This is a genomic window from Pseudomonas lini (genome assembly GCF_030812475.1).
Lineage (GTDB): Bacteria > Pseudomonadota > Gammaproteobacteria > Pseudomonadales > Pseudomonadaceae > Aquipseudomonas > Aquipseudomonas lini_A.
Map to the genome: position 1 here is coordinate 155231 of NZ_JAUSSR010000010.1, position 18672 is coordinate 173902.

Genomic DNA, 18672 nt, shown 5'->3' on the forward strand with positions numbered 1-18672 from the left:
TTTACGCGGCGGGTTGCAGGCCGAACATCGCCAATTGCTGCGCGCTGCCCTTGTGCTGGATCAGACGCGGGTCGTCCAGCGGGAAGCTGCGGCCCAGTTCGGTTTCGAGAATGGTCTGCAACTTGTGGTTATCGACCTTGCCGTCGGCACCGATGGCTTCCTGGAGTTTTTCCGGGGCCACTTGGGCGGTCTTGCCTGGCTCGAAATAAATCGCGCCGGTGGCGAAGTCAACGGCAAAGGCGATCAGGCCGGGGATGATGTAGAACAGCAGGCCCACGGCATCCAGCGCGGCGATGGCCGGGTCGATCTTGCCGTCGATCTGGCCACGACGGTCAGGGTAGAAAATCGAACCGCAGGCGGTGACCTGGGTCAGCAACGTCGCGATCAGTACACCGCCAATCAAGCGAAAGGGAGCACGCATAAGGAAATCTCCTGGGTAATTACACAACGAAAAGGCGCCTATATGAATTAGGACCCTGATAAACGCCGGGCAGTTCGCCGTTATACTCGGCCCTCTGTTTGGGAGCCAGCATGATTTCTTTGCCGATCGATGAAGTTTTACCCGCCCTGCGTGAAGCCTTGGCTACACGCCACGAAGCCGTGCTCGAAGCACCGCCCGGTGCCGGTAAGACCACCCGCGTGCCCCTGGCCTTGCTCAACGAGCCCTGGCTGGCCGGGCAGACCATCCTGATGCTCGAACCGCGTCGGTTGGCCGCGCGGGCGGCGGCGGAGCGGCTGGCCAGTGAGCTGGGTGAGAAAGTCGGTGAAACCGTCGGTTATCGTATTCGGCTGGACAGCAAAGTCGGGCCCAAGACCCGCATTGAAGTGGTCACTGAAGGCATTCTGACCCGCCGTTTGCAAGACGATCCGGCGCTTGAAGGCGTGGGCTTGCTGATCTTCGACGAATTCCACGAGCGCAGTCTCGATGCCGATCTGGCGTTGGCCCTGAGCCTGAATGGCCGGGAATTGTTTCGCGACGATCAGCCGCTGAAGATCCTCTTGATGTCGGCCACCCTGGAAGGCGAACGCCTGGCCGGACTGCTCGATGACGCGCCGATCCTGCGCAGCGAAGGCCGCATGTACCCGGTGGCGATGCGCTGGGGGCGGCCGTTCCAGCCCGGTGAATTCATCGAGCCACGCCTGGTGCAAACCATTCTCGATGCCTTGAACGATGAAACCGGCAGTGTGCTGGTGTTTCTGCCGGGCCAGGCGGAAATCCGTCGAGTGCATCAGCAACTGGCCGATGCGCTGGGTGAGAGCACGCAGGTGTTGCTCTGCCCATTGCACGGTGAACTGGACCTGGCGGCCCAGCGCGCTGCAATCGATCCCGCCCCCGCAGGCCAACGCAAGGTGGTACTGGCGACCAACATCGCCGAGACCAGCCTGACCATCGACGGCGTGCGCGTGGTGATCGATGCCGGGCTGGCGCGGGTGCCGCGTTTCGATCCCGGCAGCGGCATGACCCGGCTCGACACCCAGCGCATCTCCCGTGCCAGCGCCACGCAACGCGCCGGCCGGGCAGGGCGGTTGGAGCCGGGGGTGTGTTATCGGTTGTGGTCGCAGGATCAGCATGAACAATTGGCGGCCTATGCCAGTGCGGAAATTCTCTCGGCGGACCTCGCCGGCCTGGCCTTGCAACTGGGTCGTTGGGGCGTGGCACCGGGGCAGCTGGTGTGGCTCGATGTGCCGCCGGCCGCCGCTTATGCCCAGGCTCAGGATTTGCTTGAGCGCCTGGGCGCCCTCGACGGAGAAGCCCTGACCCGTCACGGCCAGGCCATGGCCGAACTGCCGGCGCATCCGCGCATCGCGCATTTGCTGTTGCGCGGTCAGGCACTCGGCCTGGCGGACATGGCGTGCGATGTCGCGGCACTGCTCGGCGAGCGGGATATCTTGCGCGGCGCCGGGGCGGATCTGCACAGCCGGTTGGCGCTGTTGTCCGGCGAAGAACGCGCCGCACGCGGCGCCCAGGGCGGGGTGCAACGGGCCCGGCAACTGGCGCGGCAGTATCGCGGTTACCTGCGGGGCAAAGCAGCGGAGCCGGTCAGCGATCCGGACCATCCGCGCTGGCTTGGCGCGCTGCTGGCGCTGGCTTATCCCGACCGCGTCGCTCAACAGCGTCGTGCTGGCGGCGCCGAGTATCGCTTGGCCAACGGTCGCGCCGCATTGTTCGCTGAAGCAGACAGCCTGATGAAGCAACCGTGGCTGGTGATCGCCGATCTCGGAAGTCGTCAGGGCCAGCGTGAGGAGCGGATTTACCTGGCGGCAGATTTCGATCCGGCGCTGTTCGATTCGGTGCTGGCCGAGCAGGTGCGTTGCGTCGATCAGCTTGATTGGGACGAGCGCGAAGGCGTGTTGCGCGCCGAGCGACAGCGCAAGGTCGGTGAATTGATCCTCAGCCGTGAACCGCTGACCGGTCTCGATGAAACCGCTCGCAGCCAGGCGCTGGTGAATCTGGTGCGACGTAAAGGTCTGGAGCTGTTGCCGTGGACGCCGGAGCTGCGGCAGTGGCAAGCGCGGGTGGAGCTGCTTCGTCAGCAGGAGATCCAGAATAGCCAGACCTGCAGTAAATGGCCTGATCTGAGCGATGCAAACCTGCTGGCAACCCTTGAGGAATGGCTCTCGCCGTACTTGGGCAAGGTCACCAGGCTCAGTCACTTCAGCCAGTTGGATCTGTCTTCGATAGTCAGGAATCTGCTCCCTTGGCCGCTTCCGCAGGAATTGGAAGCCCAAGCACCGCAGACGATCCAGGTGCCGTCCGGTTCGAGCATTCGTGTCGACTATTCGCAGTACCCTCCTGTTCTCGCAGTGAGACTTCAAGAGCTGTTTGGCCTGTCTGAAACACCTCGTATTGCTCAAGGCAAGCAGTTGCTCACGTTACATCTCTTGTCACCAGCTCGGAGGCCAGTGCAGGTCACTCAGGATCTGGCCAATTTCTGGCGGAGTACCTATGCGGAGGTGAAGAAGGATCTCAAAGGGAGATACCCCAAGCACTACTGGCCAGATGACCCTCTAGTTGCCGAGGCCACGGCCCGAGCCAAGCCAAGAAAGAGCTGATTTTTTTCAGGATTGTGCTGCAGTCACCCTATCGCGAAAAGTGGAATATGATGGCACCGCTCCGCCGTTGGTGGCGGACAGGGGCCCCTCTTCTGCAGTCTGGTAACTGTGGCTTGGATCCGGGCACGCCATAGACATACAGCTACGGGATGTTTAATGCAGACGATCATTGTTCGGTACTTCGAGACCGTGATCGATCAGGCGTCAGGGAATGAGGTTTCCAGACTGCTTGGAGGTGAATCCTACGAAGGTATTCGTGAGGCACTCATCCCTGGCATACCCACGGCGAAGACAGGGAAGACGCCGCCTCCAGTCTTCGTCACCAAGTGCTTCTCAACCTCCCCATGCCACCGCTGGGAACTGGTGTCGGTTGCCAGTACGCCGGCTACTGGCTCCGAGCCGGCTGTTTTCACGATCTTCCTCAAGTCTGTCGATGTTTCCAACGAGGTGTTCCTCTACCAGACGCTGAAGAAGGACAAGAACCAGACGTTGAATAGGCTGTTGTGGCCTGGCACTTTGGTCGAGGTCGATTACGGCTTCGTTCAGCACACGGGTCGGACGGATGCGAGCACGAAGACCAACAAGCGATACAGCGATACCCTCCTGGCCGGAGAGATGTACAAGCGTCGATTGGCTGTCGTAGTGAAAGTGGTGTCGAGCAATCTGGTTCAGGTTGCTCCCGTGACATCCGTCGCTCCGCCGCCAGGTGACAAATCGATCTTCCAAATATCACAGGCCACTTTGGATCGGATGCCGCGCTATAAATTTAGCGGTAAGTCCAGCTACGTGTTGTGTGGCAGGACGGAGGCTGTGTCGATCCAGCGTCTGTTGCCGCCTGTGAGCTTCGGCACGAGTATCCCTACGCGGAACGTGCGTTACACAGTCAAGCTTGCGAGAGGCGAGGAAAAGCTTCTCAAAGCAGCACTGATGCACGCGGTGGGCGTCACTAACCATGTGCCTCACAACCAGTTCCTTCAGGAAAAAATCAAGACCGATCAGCTCCAACAGGATGTTGAACGTCTCAATCGAGAGCTCGAGAGATCTCGTGCTGCCCTGGCAGCGCTGAAGACAGTCGAGAACATGGCAAAACGGTGGGCGTCGGAGTGGGAGCTGGACTTTGACCAAGATCTCGATATCCAGCGGGAGCTGGACGCAGGAGTGATGGCAGAAGCGTAAGGAAAGGTTTTGTCAACCGATTCAGGTTGACACCTGTGCCACGACTTCCCTAAGATTACTCCACATGGTCGAGCTAAGAGTGCAGGACTCCACCTCGGCGACACGGCTAAAACCGTCTCCTGTGAAAGTAACATGTTCAAAAAAACCGCCCCCAAAGGCGGTTTTTTTGTGCCTGTCGTTCAGGCTCGCTCCCACAGGATTTACCTGCAGAGGGCGTGTGTTTAAAGGTGTTTAAGGATACTTCCTGCAAGCTACAAGACCTTGCGCCGTTGCCTACGGGTACGCCAGAATCCGCCGGCTTGTGCGCTTTGGAGGCCATCGGTAACTTGATTCTTGTCACTGCTCATCAGTGATCGGGTTTAGTCGCTCGAGGGTATATCAACGCGCATATGCGATCAGACAGTCAGGTTCATGCCTGCACTCCATGGTAGCTGTGCGCAGGGCGCCTTCGGGCGCGCCGGTTTGATACTCCCCCGGTCGACTAACCTGCGTACAGCTGCCACCCCCTGTTTAGTCGCAGGTCGGTGACGGCTCCATATATTTGGGAGTTTCAGTCTATGATCAAGCCTTCACCTAATCCGCCGGACACCGATCCGGCATCCCCATACGAACCCTATTCCAAAAAACTCAACGAGGCCGCCGAACGCGCCCTCAACTTCCACTTCCCCTCGATGGCCGACATCAAAGCCACGCCGCGCACACCCAACAACCTGTTTACCGTCGACCCAGAGGCCACAACCGAAACCCTTGTGGTGTATCTGGTCGAAACCCTGGCCTCGGTGGATGTGATGGTCCATCAATTGGTCGATCACCTCGACGGCGGATCGCGCAATGCGCTGCTGGGTATTTCCAACAGCGTGATGCTGGCGGAGATCACGGCGAATCGGGTACTGGATCAGATTGATCCACCCGGGTAAGCCTGCGGGGCTGACCAGTTTTTTCCTTCCCCAAAGCCACAAAAAACCTGCTTTCTCCGATTCCAGTGCATGCACAGAATGCAATGGCGCGTGCATTGGAATTTTAAGGAGTGAGTCATGACGTTCTCGATTATCGGACGCTGCCCTGAAACCGGGCAGCTCGGTATTGCCATCAGTTCTTCGAGCATTGCGGTCGGCGCACGCTGCCCTTGGGCGAGGGCGGGTGTGGGTGCGGTGTCCACGCAGAACATTACGCTGCCGGCGTTAGGCCCGCAGATCCTGGACCTGCTGGAGCATCAGCATCTGGAACCTGACGCGGCACTGGACAAGGCACTCACGTCCAACGGCTGGAGCCAGTACCGACAGGTCACGGTGATCGATGCGTCAGGCCGGATTGCGCTGTTCAGCGGCAAGGAGTCGTTGGGCGTGCACAGCGCAGTGAAAGGCGAGCAATGTGTCGCGGCGGGTAACCTGCTCAGCGATGTGCGAGTCATCGAGGCCATGGTCGAGGCGTTCGAGGCCGAGCCGGGTCAGTTGGCGGACCGTTTGCTGGCGGCCATGCACGCGGCCATGGCGGCCGGTGGCGAGGCGGGACCGGTTCACTCAGCCGCGCTGAAAGTGGTGGGTGACCACACCTGGCCGATCATCGACTTGCGGGTGGACTGGGCCGAGGAAGATCCCCTCGGGCAACTCGCTGGTCTCTGGCAGGCGTACCGGCCACAAATGCAGGACTACCTGACTCGCGCGCTCAACCCGACGACGGCGCCGAGCTACGGAGTGCCTGGGGATGAGTGATGCATCCAGTCGCGAGCTGCTGGAGCGCCTGATTGGTTTTGCCACTGTCAGCCGCGATTCCAACCTTGAGTTGATTCGTTTCATCGAGGCTTATCTGGCCGACCACGGGGTTCAGAGTGAGCTCTTCTTCAACGAAGAAGGCACCAAGGCGAATCTGTTTGCGACCATCGGCCCGCTTGCCTCGGGTGGCGTGGTGCTCTCCGGTCACACCGATGTGGTGCCGGTTGACGGGCAGGCGTGGACGGTCGATCCGTTCCGGCTGACTGAAAAGGATGGGCGCCTGTACGGACGTGGCACCGCAGACATGAAAGGCTTTATCGCCTCGGTCCTCGCGGCGGTCCCGACCTTTGTGCAGCGTGCGCTTCTGACGCCGGTGCACCTGGCCTTTTCCTATGATGAAGAAGTCGGTTGCCTGGGTGTCAGGCCGATGCTGGCCGAGCTGGAGAAGCGGCCATTTAAACCCCGATTGTGCCTGATCGGCGAACCGACAGAGCTCAAGCCTGTGCTCGGCCACAAGGGCAAACTGGCGATGCGCTGCGAAGTGCTCGGTGCGGCGTGCCATTCGGCGTATGCGCCTTACGGGGTGAACGCGATCGAATATGCGGCACAGTTGATTGGCCGGCTGGGTGTGATCGGTGAGCAGCTGGCGCATCCCGACAACCACGATCAGCGTTTTGATCCGCCGTTTTCTACGGTGCAAACGGGTGTGATCAAAGGTGGCCGGGCGCTGAACATTGTTCCCGCAGAATGTGAGTTCGATTTCGAGGTCAGGGCGCTGCCGGACTTCGATGCTCAGGACGTGGCGGATCAGTTGCAAGCGTTCGCCCACGAGCATGTGTTGCCCAAGATGCGCGCGGTGCAGGCGGACACCGACATTCGCCTGCGGCCACTGAGCGCTTATCCCGGCTTGGCAACCCCGCCCGAGAGTGAAGCGGCGCGGCTGCTGGCGCTGTTAAGCAACTCTTCAGCGTTTGGAACGGTCGCGTTTGGCACCGAGGGTGGGCTGTTTGATCAGGCTGGCATTCCCACGGTGGTCTGCGGTCCGGGCAGCATGGATCAAGGGCATAAGCCTGACGAGTTCATTGCGCTGGATCAGTTGAATGGCTGCGATGGGATGCTGCTGCGCTTGGCCGACTACTTGTGTGGCGACATCTAACTGTAGGAGCGAGCTTGCTCGCGATGGTCGTTAACGATAACGCGTGCTGTCTGAATAAACGCGGCGCCTGCAGGTTTTTCGCGAGCAAGCTCGCTCCTACAATCTGTGCGCCGACGCGAACTAACTGTAGGAGCGAGCTTGCTCCCAATGGTCGTTAACGATAACGCGTGCTGTCTGAATAAACGCAGCGCCTGCAGGTTTTTCGCGAGCAAGCTCGCTCCTACAATCTGTGCGCCGACGCGAACTAACTGTAGGAGCGAGCTTGCTCGCGATGGTCGTTAACGATGACGCGTGCTGTCTGAATGAACGCGGTGCCTGCAGGTTTTTCGCGAGCAAGCTCGCTCCTACAGGGGGGCTGCGACTTTCTGGCTCAGTTGTTCGCGGCAGAAGTCCACGAACAACTGCGCGGGCTTGGTCAGTTGACTGCGTTTTAGATGGGCCGACGCCAGGCCGGACATTGTGACCGGCTCTTTGATGTTCACCGAGATCACCTTCTTTCCATCGTAAGTGCACTCCGAATGCGGTCGGGTGACCAGGATCGAGAAGCCGAACCCCTGGCCGACCATGCCGCGCACCATTTCGATCGAGGGCGAGCTGAACACGATGTTGGGCGTCAGCTCCAGTTCGTGGAACAGGCTGACAAAGTAGGTCCGGCTAGGTTGCACATCCAGAAGAATCATCGGCTCGCTGCACAGGTCCCGTAGCGATACCTCCTTCTGGTCGGCAAAGCGATGCCCTTCAGGCAACAGGACGTAAGGCTTCTGCGGTGGCATCAGCGGCGTGGTCTGGATGGTGCCGTCCAGCCCGTGATCGTAGAGGAACGCCACATCGAAAGTGCCAGCGGTCAAGCCCTGCACCAGCTCCTGTTGCTCGCCATCGCGAATACGAATGTCCACGCCCGGGTAAAGCTTGCGAAAGCCGGCGATCAGTTGCGGCAGGTACAGCGGGGCGACGGTCTCGAAGCAGCCGATATCGATCTGCCCGGACACCGTGTCGTTATCGGCCAGCGCATTCTGTTCAAACTCCCTGGCCATGCGCAGCAGCTCTTGCGCCTTGTGATAGAAGCGCGTGCCGGTGGGCGTCAGCGAAACGCCCTGGGCGTGGTGGCGGATGAACAGCTGGACGTTGAACGACTCTTCCAGACCCTTGATCGCCGTCGAAACCGAGGGCTGCGCGATATACAGCTGCCGCGAGGCCTCAGCGACGCTACCGGCTTCTACCGTTGTGACGAAATACTTGAGTTGCCGCAATGTATAGGAAGCCACACGCACCTCGTTCTGCTCTGTTTTGCGCTGAAAGACCGGATGGCCATCGCACAGATTGTTGACTGAACCTTACCCTATGCGGGATCCGGACTGGGTTAGCGCTTACCCAGTTTTTTCTTATACCCCGAGCACATTTTTAATAATTTTCCTCTGCGCACGGTTGCCGCACTATCTCTACAACCTCTGATAACAACCCCGACCACCCTGGCGGTCGTAAAGGGAGCGTAGCGTGTTCGACCTCGACTATTGGCAGCAACGAGCTGCCCGGCAAACCTTCCCTGACAACGCCTTGATCGATGGCCGGCAGGTGGCTGCGTCTTCGGGCGCGACATTCGACTCGATGAACCCGGCGACCAATCAGCTGCTTGCCCGTGTCGCCGCGTGTGGCGAAGTGGAAGTGGAACTGGCCGTGCGCAGTGCGCGTCGTGCTTTCAACGAAGGCCCTTGGGCGCGGATGGCACCGATTGAGCGCAAGCGGGTGATGCTGCGTCTGTCCGAACTGGTGCTGACCCATCGCGAAGAGCTAGCCTTGCTCGACTCGCTGAACATGGGCAAACCGGTGATGGATGCCTACAACATCGACGTCCCCGGCGCCGCCCATGTGTTCGCCTGGTACGGCGAATCGCTGGACAAGCTTTACGATCAAGTCGCGCCGACGGCGTCCTCGGCGCTGGCGACCATTACCCGTGAAGCGCTGGGCGTGGTGGCGGCCGTGGTGCCGTGGAACTTTCCGCTCGACATGGCGGCCTGGAAACTGGCACCGGCCCTGGCGGCCGGCAATAGCGTGGTGCTCAAGCCCGCCGAGCAATCACCCTTTTCAGCACTGCGTCTGGCCGAGTTGGCGCTGGAAGCCGGTTTGCCGCCCGGCGTGCTGAACGTACTGCCCGGACTCGGCGAGTCCGCCGGCAAGGCGCTGGGCCTGCATCCTGATGTCGATTGCCTGGTGTTCACCGGTTCCACTCAGGTGGGCAAATATTTCATGCAATACGCCGCGCAATCGAACCTCAAGCAGGTCTGGCTTGAGTGCGGCGGCAAGAGCCCGAGCCTGGTGTTCGACGATTGCCGGGATCTTGATCTGGCGGCGGAGAAAGCGGCATTCGGCATCTTCTTCAATCAGGGCGAGGTCTGCTCGGCCAACTCACGGCTGTATGTGCAGCGTTCGATCAAGGATGAATTTATCGAGCGTCTGTTGGAAAAAGCCAAAGCCTGGATGCCCGGCGATCCACTGAATCCCGCGAGCGCCGCTGGCGCCATTGTCGATTCGGCACAGGCCTCGCGGGTGATGAGCTTTATCGAACGCGCCCACGCAGACGGGGCCCGACTGCTCACCGGCGGCCGTCGCTTGAGCTTCAACGGTTCCGACAACTTTATCGAGCCGACCATTTTTGCCGACGTCGATCATGATTCGCACCTGTCGCGCGAAGAGGTGTTCGGGCCGGTGCTGGCGATTTCCACGTTCGACACTGAAGAGCAAGCGGTGCGGCTGGCCAACGACAGCATCTATGGGCTGGCCGCCTCAGTGTGGAGCGATGACCTGAATCGCGCGCACCGGGTTGCACGGGCGCTGAAGGCCGGCACCGTTTCGGTGAATACCGTGGATGCCCTCGATGTCAGCGTGCCCTTCGGTGGCGGCAAGCAATCGGGTTTTGGCCGGGACCTGTCGTTGCACTCGTTAGATAAATACACCCAATTGAAAACCACCTGGTTTCAATTGCGTTGAGCGTCTCCTGAACAATTAACCGCATGCCAATAGTGTGCGGTTTAAGAATAAAAAGATGTCACCACGCGGAGAGTCTTCCGCGTACTTGCGGCTGCGTGGCCGTGACTGCCTCAGTAACTAACCACAATTAAAAAGTGAGGGAGCTTTCATGTTCAGATATTCGTCTTCGAGTGTTACAGCAGCGGCGGGTTTAACGGCGCTTCTGGTATTGACCGTGCCCGTTGTTGCGCACTCCGAAAGTCTTACGGTCATTTCGTTCGGCGGTGCCACCAAGGCAGCACAAGAGGGGGCTTATTTCAAACCCTTTGAACAAAGTGGCGCCGGCAAAGTTGTCGTTGGCGAGTACAGCGGAGAACTGTCCAAAGTCAAAGCCATGGTCGATGTGGGCCAGGTCAGTTGGGATGTGGTCGAAGTCGAAAGCCCTGAGCTGCTGCGAGGCTGTGAAGAAGGGCTGTTCGAACGGCTGGATCCGGCACTGATCGGCGATTCAAAAAACTACCTGCCTGGCGCAGTCAGCGAGTGCGGCGTGGCCAGTTATGTCTGGTCGATGGTGCTCGCCTACAACTCGAACAAGGTGAGCGCGGCGCCAACCTCCTGGGCGGACATGTGGAACCTGCAGCAATTTCCTGGCAAGCGCGGCCTGCGCAAGGGCGCCAAGTACACGCTGGAAGTGGCGCTGCTCGCCGACGGGGTCAAACAGGATGACCTGTACACCGTGCTGGGCACCAAGGCAGGCGTGGATCGGGCGTTTCACAAGCTCGACCAGATCAAGCCCTCGATCCAGTGGTGGGAAGCCGGAGCGCAACCACCGCAATGGCTCGCGGCAGGCGACGTCGTGATGTCGGCGGCCTACAACGGCCGGATTGCCGTGGCGCAAAAGGAAGGTTCGAAACTGGCCATTTCATGGAACGGCCACCTCTACGATCCCGATCACTGGGCCATCGTTCGCGGCAGTCCGAACAAGGCGCTGGCGGAGCGTTTTATCAAGTTTGCCAGCCAGGCGAGTGGGCAGAAGTCGTTCTCCACGCAGATTCCCTACGGACCGATCCGCAAGGATGTGCTGGCGCAGTTACCGGCCGACACGCTCGCCCAATTGCCCACGGCTCAGGCCAATCTGGCTGAAGGTCAGCTGGTCGATGCCACGTTCTGGGTCGATCACGGTGAAGAACTCGAGGAACGTTTCAACGCCTGGGCGGCCCGCTAAGCCGCTGCTGTCGACAATCGCCACTCAAGGATGAGTCGCGATGTTTATCCCTGCCTTCCAGGTGAAGGCGATCAACAAAAAGAAAACACGGGGAGTTTGTCATGAGTTCAAGTACAACCGCGTCCACCCAGGGACAGTCCGGCGGATTGCGCCGGGTCCTGGGGCTGGGTTCATTGCTGGCCGTTGCGGTAGGCGTCGTGGTCTCGCAGGGCGTCATGGTGCTGATGCTGCAAGGCGCGGGCATCGCCGGTTTCGGTTTTATCATTCCGTTGGCCATCGCGTATGTGCTGGCAATCACCTACGCCTGGTCGTTCTCCGAACTGGCCCTGATGATTCCGAAGGCGGGCAGCCTCAGCAGTTACACGGAAGTGGCGATCGGGCATTTCCCGGCCATTCTGGCGACCTTCTCGGGGTACATGGTGGTGGCGATGTTCGCGCTTTCTGCCGAGCTGCTGTTGCTGGATTTGGTGATCAGCAAGGTCTACCCGGATGTCATTCCGCACATGCTGGTGGCCTACGGGGTGTTGGGGCTGTTCACCGTTTTGAATTTGTTCGGCATTGATGTGTTCGCCAAGCTGCAGAACGTGCTGGCGCTGGTGATGGTGGTGATCCTCGTCGCCATGGGGCTGGCTTCGCTGAGCAACGGTCAGGCCAGTCTGCAGTTGCCGCTCGATCAGGGTTGGAACCCATTGGAATTCGGCGCAATCACCCTGGCGGCCATGGCGGTGTGGGGATTTGTCGGGGCTGAGTTCGTTTGTCCGCTGGTGGAAGAAACCCGCAATCCCGAGCGCAATATTCCGCGTTCGATGATCATCGGTTTGACCGTGATCTTCGGCGTGATCGCGCTGTACTGCTTTGGCGCGCTGCTGTGCATTCCACGTGAGCAACTGGCCAGTGATGCGCTGCCTCACTACCTGCTCGCCACCACGGTTTTCGGTGAGGCAGGCAAGTTGTTCCTCGTCGTCGCCGCCATTACCGCCACTTGCAGCACCGTGAACTCGTCCTTGGCGGCGTTGCCGCGCATGCTCTACGGCATGGCGCAAAACGGCCAGGCCTTCCCGCAATTCAAGAAACTCACCGCTCGTGGCCGTACGCCTTGGGTGGCGGTGCTTTTTGTTGCTGCGATCACCGGCCTGCCGATTCTCATTCTGGGGCACGACGCGGCAGCCATCAGCCTGCTGCTGTTGGCCGCCGCACTGGCCTGGCTGCTGGCCTACATCATCGTGCACATCGATGTGATCGCCTTGCGCCGCCGCTATCCCCATCTGGCCCGTCCATTCCGCTCACCGTTCTATCCTTGGCCACAAGTCATTGGCATCGCCGGCATGCTGTTTGCGATCTACCACGTGTCGCCAACTCCGGAGATGACCGCCAGTATTTTTGGCTGTGCCGGCGTGGTGCTGGGCGTGATTTCGCTGATTGCCGTCGTATGGGTCAAGTTCGTGATGCGCAAACCGCTGTTTACGCCGGAGCCGCTCATTCAAAACGAATCGCAAGGCAATGACGTGCCGAAGATGACGCCGATCGTTACGGTGTCCGGGAACTGAACCTTTTTTCACTTCAGGAGAATAAGAAATGACAACAGACTACAAACCTCAGCGCGAAACCAAGGATTACCAGGCGGCCGATGCCGCCCACCACATCCACGCATTCCTCGATCAGAAGGCGTTGAACGAAGAGGGGCCGCGCGTGATTGTCGGTGGCGACCGCCTGCATCTGTGGGATAACGACGGCAATCGTTACCTCGATGGCATGTCTGGTCTGTGGTGCACCAACCTCGGCTACGGACGCAAGGATCTCGCCGCGGCGGCGACCCGTCAGTTGGAGCAATTGCCGTACTACAACATGTTCTTCCACACCACTCACCCGGCGGTGGTAGAGCTGTCCGAGCTGCTGTTCAGCTTGCTGCCCAGGCACTACAGCCACGCGATCTACACCAACTCCGGCTCTGAAGCCAACGAGGTACTGATCCGTACCGTACGCCGTTACTGGCAGGTGCTCGGCAAGCCGCAGAAGAAGATCATGATCGGTCGCTGGAACGGATACCACGGCTCTACCCTGGCCGCCAGCGCGATGGGCGGCATGAAGTTCATGCACGAAATGGGCGGTGTGATTCCGGATGTCGCGCACATCGATGAACCGTACTGGTTTGGCCATGAAGGTAATCTGACGCCCGCCGAATTCGGCTTGCGCGCGGCCCGGCAGCTGGAGACCAAGATTCTCGAACTGGGCGCGGAGAACGTCGCTGCCTTCATCGCCGAGCCGTTCCAGGGCGCTGGCGGCATGATCTTCCCGCCAGAGAGCTACTGGCCGCAAATCCAGCGCATCTGCCGCAAGTACGACGTGCTGCTGTGTGCGGACGAGGTGATCGGTGGCTTCGGGCGTACCGGTGAATGGTTCGCGCACCAACACTTTGATTTCGAGCCGGACACCCTGTCGATCGCCAAGGGCCTGACCTCGGGTTACATCCCGATGGGCGGCCTGATTCTCAGCCGGCGCATGGCCGAGGTGCTGGTGGAGCAGGGCGGCGTGTTTGCCCACGGCCTGACCTATTCCGGTCACCCGGTAGCGGCCGCGGTCGCTATCGCCAACCTCACGGCGCTGCGTGATGAGGGCGTGGTCGCCCAAGTGAAAAATGACACCGGCCCGTACCTGCAACAGTGCCTGCGGGAGGTGTTTGGCAATCACCCGCTGGTGGGTGAGATTCAGGGTGTCGGCCTGGTGGCGGCGTTGCAGTTTGCCCAGGACAAGGCGACCCGCAAGCGCTTTGCCAACGAAGGCGACATCACCTGGCGCTGCCGCACGATCGGTTTTGAAGAAGGCGTGATTATTCGCTCGACCCTGGGCCGCATGATCATGGCGCCGGCACTGATCGCCACGCGCGGTGAAATTGATGAACTGGTTGGCAAGACGAAGATTGCTGTTGATAGAACTGCTCAGGAAATTGGCGTGCTTTAAGTAATTATTATAGGCACGCCTTAACTTTGTAGGAGCGAGCTTGCTCGCGAAAAACCAGAGGACGCCCCTGGCTGTCTGGTTTTACGCGTTATCGCTCACGACCATCGCGAGCGAGCTCGCTCCTACAACACCGTAACTTTGTAGGAGCGAGCTTGCTCGCGAAAAACCAGAGGACGCCACTGGGTGTCTGGTTTTGCGCGTTATCGTTCACGACCATCGCGAGCGAGCTCGCTCCTACAATACCGTAACTTTGTAGGAGCGAGCTTGCTCGCGAAAAACCAGAGGACGCCACTGGGTGTCTGGTTTTACGCGTTATCGTTCACGACCATCGCGAGCGAGCTCGCTCCTACAGGGTTTTGCGTTTATCCAGTTAATACCGAGTTGAGTTTTTAGTTAGTTTTTTCATGGGCAACAACTACAAAAATCATATTTTCGCTATTGGCATTCGCCAAGCAAAATAAAACGACCCCGCCAGCAAAGTTGTCTACGCGGAATTAATTGTTGAAACAGCTGAACTGTCGCGACTTGCCGCGCCATAGTCGCCTCTCTGAAGGACACAAGCATGAATGATAAAAAGATAGAAATAGATACGCTTGTCGTTGGGGCCGGCCAGGCTGGCGTCGCCATGAGCGAACACCTGAGCAAACTCGGGGTGCCGCACCTGGTGCTGGAGCGTAACCGCATCGCTGAAGCGTGGCGCACCGGGCGTTGGGATTCGCTGGTGGCCAACGGCCCGGTCTGGCATGACCGCTTTCCCGGACTGGCCTTCGAAGACCTGGAGCCCGATGCCTTCGCTTCTAAGGATCGCGTAGCGGCTTACTTCGAAGCCTACGCCGAGAAGTTCGAAGCGCCGATTCGTACCGGCGTGGAAGTCAGGAAAGTGGTGCGCAACAGCGATCGTCCAGGCTTCACCATCGAAACCTCCGATGGCGTGATTCAGGCCAATCGCGTGGTGGCCGCGACCGGTCCTTTCCAGCGTCCGGTCATTCCGCCGATTGCGCCGAAAGACAGCACGATCTTGCAGATTCACTCGGCCGAGTATTTCAACCCGCAACAGCTGCCCGAGGGCGGAGTGCTGGTGGTCGGTGCAGGCTCTTCCGGTGTGCAGATCGCCGATGAATTGCAGCGTGCAGGTAAACAAGTCTACCTGTCGGTCGGCCAGCATGACCGTCCGCCTCGCGCCTATCGCAACCGTGACTTTTGCTGGTGGCTGGGGGTGCTGGGGCTTTGGGATGCCGAAGTGATGGAGCCGGGACGTGAGCACGTCACCATCGCAGTGAGCGGTGCGCGTGGCGGGCAGACCGTCGATTTTCGTGGGCTCGCCAAACAAGGCGTGACCCTGGTGGGGCTGACCCGATCGTTCAACGACGGGGTGGTGACTTTTCAGCAGGATCTGGCGCGCAACATCGCTGCGGGCGACGCGAATTACCTGTCGCTGCTGGACGCGGCGGATGCCTACATCGCACGCAACGGACTCGACCTCCCGGAAGAACCCGAAGCCAGGTTCATGCTTCCCGATCCAGAGTGCGTCAGCAACCCGATTCTCGAACTGAATCTGGCCGAGGCGGGCATCACCTCAATCATTTGGGCCACCGGCTACGCCGTCGATTACAGCTGGCTGCAAGTCGACACCTTTGACGAGAAGGGCAAGCCGCGTCATCAGCGTGGGGTCTCGAACGAGCCAGGTGTCTACTTTGTGGGGCTGCCGTGGCTGTCGCGTCGCGGATCGAGCTTTATCTGGGGCGTTTGGCATGACGCCAAACATGTCGCTGGCCACATTGCCACCCAGCGCCAGTACCTCGAATACCGCGACCCGTCACAGCGTTAAAGGTGGGCGCGAGACCGGCTTGTCGGCGAAAGCAATAGAACAGACAACAACGAACTCAAGGCAAGGGAATCGATCGAGGGAATGGTCCCTTGGCCATTCCCGATCCAAACCTTCATCACTCAAGTTTCAGGGGACTCAGTTGATGCCTACTCACACCCGCATTCGCATGTTCAATACCAAGGACACCTATCCCAACCAGTCGCTGGACAATGATCTTTGCCAGGCTGTACGGGCCGGCAACACGGTGTATGTGCGCGGCCAGATCGGCACCGATTTCGATGGCAACCTGGTGGGGCTTGGCGACCCGGGTGCACAAGCCGAACAGGCGATGAAAAACGTCAAACAGCTGCTGGAAGAGGCGGGGAGCGACCTTTCCCATATCGTCAAAACCACCACTTACATCATCGACCCGCGTTACCGCGAGCCGGTTTATCAGGTCGTGGGCAAGTGGCTGAAAGGTGTGTTCCCGATCTCGACCGGATTGGTGATTTCCGGGCTCGGCCAACCGCAGTGGCTGATGGAAATCGATGTGATCGCCGTCATCCCGGACGACTGGCAAGCGAAGTAAACCCCGCTCTCTGTGGGAGCGAGCCTGCTCGCGAAAAACGTCCAGGCAACGCGTTCATTCAGACAGGGCACGTATTCGTTGACGACCTTCGCGAGCTGGCTCGCTCCCACAGGTTATGAGGTGGTTGTTATGGCGCAGCGGGCAGGAGGAACCGCGCAATCACCGGCAAATGATCGGAAATGCGCAACGTGTCATCCTGCCTCACCGTTGCCTCGACCCGTTTGAGCCGCGGGCTGTAGAACAGGTAATCGACCGTGCGGTCCGGGCCGTTCAAGCCCGGATCATTCGGATAATGGGTCAGCCAGCGCGCCCGGTCGACACCGCTGGCTTCGTTGTTGGTCGGGATCATCGGGTACTTGTCCCACAACACATGCAGCGCGCTGTCGGCGGAGTAGACCGTGCGTTGCGCGTCGGGCAGGCGTCGATATTGCCCCAGCGGCAACAGGTCGAAGTCACCGCCAATCAGCCATGGCGTACCGCGGCTTTCGAGCTTGTCGAGGACTTTGGCCACGGCGCTCACCTGGGCTTGCAATGTATCGTCGGGGGGGATGACACGGTCCAGATGGGTATTGAGCACCGCAACCTGATTACCATCGCTCAACGGCAGATACGCGAGCAACATGGCGTTTTTCGGCTTGAACTGGCGGCTGATCAGGTTGGCTGGCACCACGGGCAGTTGCAGGCGTTCGGCGTGTCCGATCCGGTAGCGGCTGAGGGTCGCCAGTTGCCGGCCGACACTGCCGAAGATGTGCGGTTCAGGCACGAATTCGGCCTTCCAGTCGAAGGCATGCGTGCTGCATGGATACAGGTCGGCGAGCCGTTCCTGGAGCAGTTTGAGCTGGTTCTGGTAGTCGGTGGCCTTGGCGCCGTCGTCGAGCTCTTGCAACAGCACGATGTCTGGCTGCTCGTCACGGATCACCCGTGCCACCTCATCGAGACTGAAGGCCATGTCTTCGGCGGTGGGGCTTTCGTCGTTGCCGGCGGCCAGGTCATTCCAGAACACATAACGCTTGCCCGCCAGAAACTGAACGTTCCAGGTCATCACCTTCAGCGCCTGGCCGGGGACCAGGGATGGCGCGTTGGCGCTGCAATTGATCGGCAGCGCTTCCCTGGCTTCGGGGCGCCAGGTCAGGCTGTAGATCAATACGCCCATCAGGCAGGCGAGCAGCAGGGCCAGCAGGGTGTAGCGCAGTAGACGGGTCATGGCTCGGCTTATCGCGTTACAAAAGTTGCCCCGAGCATAACCGAGAGCCGGGGCCAAGCCCATGGGGTAGAGCGGTCAGAGTGGCCCGTCGGTTTTCTCTGGCACGACGCTGATCAGCATGAACAAGCGGAACAGCACCACGCTGGTGAACAGTTGCAAAAAGCTGTGGGCACTGTCGATCAGCACGGCAACCGCCAGGTTCTGTGGTTCCGGATAGACCTCCAACGTCACGCCCTTGAGCAGCCACAACGGGGCCATCACACACAGAATGCAAGCCAGGATGCGCAGGAAATTGCCGCGGGTCAGACGCAGGCTTTCCTTCATCGCCGCCAGCGGGGCCATGCCGCGCAACACCAGCAGGTATTCGCCGAACGCCAGCGTCACCATCAGCCAGATGCCCGGCAGGAAATACAGCGACAGGCCGATCAGTATCAGCAGGGTATTGAGCGCGGTGAGCAGGGCGAAACGCGGCCACAAGGTCGCGGACATGGCCAGCAGGTCACGGTTGCGCGGGGACTCGCCACGGCTGCGGGCATCGAGAAACAGAATCAGCGCGGCGGTGTACAGTGGATAGACCAGCAAGCCGACCATCACGCCGATCCCGGGGAAACTGTCCGGCCCGGTGGAATGGTCGACCACTTGTTGCAGCAGCGCTTCGAAGATCACCAGCGGCAGGCACAGTTGAACGATCTGGCCCAGATTGCGCTTGAAGAAATACAGGGAGTCACGCAGTACATCTAACGGATTCATCAGTCGGTATCGCAGGTTGAAAGCAGTGCTCCACTTTAACCGATGAAGCCCTTCGGGGCGCAAACGTAAACGTTCGG

The 18672-nt window shown here is 59.9% G+C and carries 15 protein-coding genes; 11 read left to right on the forward strand and 4 right to left on the reverse strand.

Annotation, left to right across the window (positions count from 1 at the left end):
• Position 1: 1 nt before the first annotated feature.
• Positions 2 to 421, reverse strand: a complete 420-nt coding sequence (locus J2W17_RS20030; protein WP_064675741.1) for a hypothetical protein — start codon at positions 419 to 421, stop codon at positions 2 to 4.
• Positions 422 to 531: 110 nt separating this feature from the next.
• On the opposite strand from J2W17_RS20030, the gene hrpB reads away from it, so the two are divergent.
• The 5 genes from hrpB (at position 532) to argE (ending at position 7098) form a co-directional block, all read left to right on the forward strand.
• The gene (hrpB, locus tag J2W17_RS20035; RefSeq protein WP_307338086.1) at positions 532 to 3054 is read left to right on the forward strand and encodes an ATP-dependent helicase HrpB; all 2523 of its coding nucleotides are present in this window, start codon (positions 532 to 534) and stop codon (positions 3052 to 3054) included.
• 156 nt (positions 3055 to 3210) lie between these two features.
• Positions 3211 to 4230, forward strand: a complete 1020-nt coding sequence (locus tag J2W17_RS20040) for a hypothetical protein (RefSeq protein WP_307338090.1) — start codon at positions 3211 to 3213, stop codon at positions 4228 to 4230.
• A 557-nt stretch (positions 4231 to 4787) separates the two neighbouring features.
• Positions 4788 to 5147, forward strand: a complete 360-nt coding sequence (locus tag J2W17_RS20045; RefSeq protein ID WP_307338094.1) for a DUF6124 family protein — start codon at positions 4788 to 4790, stop codon at positions 5145 to 5147.
• Positions 5148 to 5264: 117 nt separating this feature from the next.
• The gene (locus tag J2W17_RS20050; protein ID WP_307338096.1) at positions 5265 to 5942 is read left to right on the forward strand and encodes a DUF1028 domain-containing protein; all 678 of its coding nucleotides are present in this window, start codon (positions 5265 to 5267) and stop codon (positions 5940 to 5942) included.
• Positions 5935 to 7098: an acetylornithine deacetylase gene (gene argE, locus J2W17_RS20055; protein ID WP_307338099.1), complete on the forward strand. Its 1164-nt coding sequence runs from the start codon at positions 5935 to 5937 to the stop codon at positions 7096 to 7098. The genes J2W17_RS20050 and argE overlap by 8 nt, the downstream gene beginning before the upstream one ends.
• Positions 7099 to 7442: 344 nt before the next feature.
• Here argE and J2W17_RS20060 read toward each other — a convergent pair whose 3' ends face one another.
• Positions 7443 to 8363 (reverse strand): LysR family transcriptional regulator, encoded by a 921-nt coding sequence (locus J2W17_RS20060; RefSeq protein ID WP_307338101.1) that lies wholly within the window; start codon positions 8361 to 8363, stop codon positions 7443 to 7445.
• Between the two features lie 229 nt (positions 8364 to 8592).
• Between J2W17_RS20060 and J2W17_RS20065 the strand changes: the two genes are divergently transcribed.
• The 6 genes from J2W17_RS20065 to J2W17_RS20090 all read left to right on the forward strand — a co-directional run bounded on the left by J2W17_RS20065 (position 8593) and on the right by J2W17_RS20090 (position 16641).
• The gene (locus J2W17_RS20065) at positions 8593 to 10083 is read left to right on the forward strand and encodes an aldehyde dehydrogenase (RefSeq protein WP_307338104.1); all 1491 of its coding nucleotides are present in this window, start codon (positions 8593 to 8595) and stop codon (positions 10081 to 10083) included.
• Between the two features lie 148 nt (positions 10084 to 10231).
• Positions 10232 to 11287, forward strand: coding sequence for an ABC transporter substrate-binding protein (locus J2W17_RS20070; RefSeq protein WP_373459999.1), 1056 nt, complete (start codon positions 10232 to 10234; stop codon positions 11285 to 11287).
• A 101-nt stretch (positions 11288 to 11388) separates the two neighbouring features.
• A complete protein-coding gene (locus J2W17_RS20075) occupies positions 11389 to 12834 on the forward strand; it encodes an APC family permease (protein ID WP_307338107.1) in 1446 nt (481 codons plus the stop codon).
• 28 nt (positions 12835 to 12862) lie between these two features.
• A complete protein-coding gene (locus tag J2W17_RS20080; RefSeq protein WP_307338110.1) occupies positions 12863 to 14245 on the forward strand; it encodes an aspartate aminotransferase family protein in 1383 nt (460 codons plus the stop codon).
• Between the two features lie 562 nt (positions 14246 to 14807).
• Complete coding sequence (locus J2W17_RS20085; protein WP_307338114.1) at positions 14808 to 16073, forward strand: flavin-containing monooxygenase; 1266 nt, start codon at positions 14808 to 14810, stop codon at positions 16071 to 16073.
• A gap of 142 nt (positions 16074 to 16215) precedes the next feature.
• The gene (locus J2W17_RS20090) at positions 16216 to 16641 is read left to right on the forward strand and encodes a RidA family protein (RefSeq protein WP_128874422.1); all 426 of its coding nucleotides are present in this window, start codon (positions 16216 to 16218) and stop codon (positions 16639 to 16641) included.
• Between the two features lie 127 nt (positions 16642 to 16768).
• On the opposite strand, the gene J2W17_RS20095 is transcribed toward J2W17_RS20090, so the two are convergent.
• Positions 16769 to 17845, reverse strand: coding sequence for an endonuclease/exonuclease/phosphatase family protein (locus J2W17_RS20095; RefSeq protein ID WP_307338121.1), 1077 nt, complete (start codon positions 17843 to 17845; stop codon positions 16769 to 16771).
• A gap of 75 nt (positions 17846 to 17920) precedes the next feature.
• Positions 17921 to 18595 (reverse strand): YciC family protein, encoded by a 675-nt coding sequence (locus tag J2W17_RS20100; protein ID WP_307338124.1) that lies wholly within the window; start codon positions 18593 to 18595, stop codon positions 17921 to 17923.
• Between the last annotated feature and the right edge of the window lie 77 nt (positions 18596 to 18672).